The 2,044-nt window shown below is 63.0% G+C and carries 3 protein-coding genes and 1 pseudogene; 3 read left to right on the plus strand and 1 reads right to left on the minus strand.

What is annotated here, in order from left to right; genetic code table 11:
- Both WCE35_RS06440 and WCE35_RS06445 read left to right on the plus strand, forming a co-directional pair.
- The coding region (locus WCE35_RS06440; RefSeq protein WP_424592513.1) for a 3-hydroxybutyryl-CoA dehydrogenase at positions 1-659 on the plus strand (659 nt) is incomplete at its 5' end.
- Positions 660-828: 169 nt separating this feature from the next.
- A complete protein-coding gene (locus WCE35_RS06445; protein WP_424592514.1) occupies positions 829-1,026 on the plus strand; it encodes a hypothetical protein in 198 nt (65 codons plus the stop codon).
- On the opposite strand, the gene tlpA is transcribed toward WCE35_RS06445, so the two are convergent.
- Entirely contained in the window at positions 1,023-1,712 is a 690-nt protein-coding gene (gene tlpA, locus WCE35_RS06450) for a thiol:disulfide interchange protein TlpA (RefSeq protein WP_424592515.1), read from the minus strand. The two genes, WCE35_RS06445 and tlpA, sit on opposite strands and share 4 nt — an antisense overlap.
- A 137-nt stretch (positions 1,713-1,849) precedes the next feature.
- Between tlpA and WCE35_RS06455 the strand changes: the two are divergent.
- Positions 1,850-2,044, plus strand: a pseudogene (locus tag WCE35_RS06455) (argininosuccinate lyase); the annotation flags it as partial.

Genomic DNA, 2,044 nt, shown 5'->3' on the forward strand with positions numbered 1-2,044 from the left:
CCACCGAGACGCTCGACGGGCTGTCGGACTGCGATCTCGTGATCGAGACTGCGGTCGAAAAGGAAGAAATCAAGCGCAAGATCTTTCACGATCTCTGCGCGACGCTGAAGCCGGAAGCGATCATCGCCAGCAACACCTCGTCAATCTCGATCACGCGCCTCGCCTCCGCGACCGACCGCGCCGAACAGTTCATTGGCATCCACTTCATGAATCCGGTCCCGCTGATGAAACTGGTCGAGGTGATCCGCGGCATCGCCACTGGCGATCCGACCTTCGAGAGCACCAAGGCGTTCGTCACCAAGCTGGGCAAGCTCATCGCGGTCGCGGAGGATTTTCCCGCTTTCATCGTCAACCGCATCCTGCTGCCGATGATCAACGAGGCGATCTACACGCTTTACGAGGGCGTCGGCAATGTCGAGGCGATCGACGCCGCGATGAAGCTCGGGGCGCATCATCCGATGGGGCCGCTGGAACTCGCCGACTTCATCGGCCTCGATACCTGTCTGTCGATCATGCAGGTGCTGCACGAGGGGCTGGCGGACTCCAAATACCGGCCGTGCCCGCTGTTGGTGAAATATGTCGAGGCCGGCTGGCTCGGCCGCAAGACCCAGCGCGGCTTCTACGATTACCGCGGCGACAGGCCGGTCCCGACGCGGTGATGGTTCTCGTTCCCCGGATGCCGCGCAGCTGATCCGGGGTCCATCGATGCTGGGATTGGATCCCGGCTCTACGGAGCAGCGCCAAGCGCGCTGCACCGCGTCCGGGACACGGTTGAAAGAACGTTAACCGCGCCGGGTTAGGGTGTTCGCAGCTTCGGGGGGCTCGCCTATGGACATGATGAGCATGGTCACCAGCCTTCTCGCCGCCAAGGCCGGTGGCGTGCAGACGCAGATCGTGACCTCGATCCTGAAATCCAATGCCGATGCCGAAAAATTCGCGGTGCAGACGCTTTTGGGCGGGCAGGCCGCGCCGTCAACAGCCAATCTCGGTCCGGGAGTCGGCGGCAACATCAATATTACGGCCTAAAATCCCGCCGTCGCCGGCTTCACCGCCGCCTTGATCAGCTTGATGGCGTCCTCGCTGGCCCATTCCGCGGGGCCGGCAATGGTGGCGATTTCGCAGCCCTGGCCGTCCACCAACACCGAGGTCGGCATCCCCAGCGCTTTTCCGACGCTCTTAAGGTCCTGAAATACCTTAGCTTTCTGGTCGCTAAAATAGCCGAGCCGGGTCAGATTGGCCTCCTTCACGAAATTCCTGGGCTTGTCCGGGTCGCGGGTGTCGATGTTGATTGCCACCACCTCGAAATCCTTGCCGCCGAGTTTGGTCTGCAAACTGTCCAGCGCCGGCATCTCCTTGCGGCAGGGCACGCACCAGGTCGCCCACAGGTTCACCAGCACGGTCTTGCCGCGCCAGTCGGACAGCTTTTTGGGCTTGCCGTCGGCATCCTCGAAGGCGAGGTCCGGCAGCCGCAACGGGCTCGTGGCCATGGTCAGCGCGGCGACCTCGCCATGCGCCAGCGGCGCGATTTTTTGGGCCAGGCTGACGGCGCCGCTGCAAGCGGAATCGCCGCCAAAACCGCGTTTCAGCCCGCCGATCCCGTAGACCCCGGCAAATCCGAGGGCCGCGCCGACCACGACCGCGCCGATCACCAGCGGGATCCGGCGCGTGGCGGCCGCGGAAGCTGAGGGCTTTTCGGGCATATCGTTTGTCATCCTGTACCAGATACGGCTATGCAGTGACCCATATTACGGCCGATGCCGGCACCGCGTTTCGCCGGCTTCGGCGATAAATGACCAAGCCTCGATACCCTGACGCCTCAATACCCCGGAGAAGTCGTGAGCGGGAAGTCATGAGCAACAAGATGTGGGGCGGCCGGTTCTCCGGGCGTCCCGATGCGATCATGGAGGAAATCAACGTCTCGATCGACGTCGATCGTCACCTCTACGCCCAGGACATCGCCGCGTCCAAGGCCCACGCGGCGATGCTCGCCGCGCAGGGCATTATCAGCGCCAACGATGCGAAAAATATCGGCAGGGGTCTAGAC

This window comes from Bradyrhizobium sp., assembly GCF_049691595.1.
Classification (GTDB): domain Bacteria; phylum Pseudomonadota; class Alphaproteobacteria; order Rhizobiales; family Xanthobacteraceae; genus Bradyrhizobium.

Coding starts and splice junctions, on each gene's coding strand:
- WCE35_RS06445 (WP_424592514.1), top strand. CDS start 829: ATGGACATGATGAGCATGGTCACCAGCCTTCTCGCCGCCAAGGCCGGT.
- tlpA (WP_424592515.1), bottom strand. CDS start 1,712: ATGACAAACGATATGCCCGAAAAGCCCTCAGCTTCCGCGGCCGCCACG.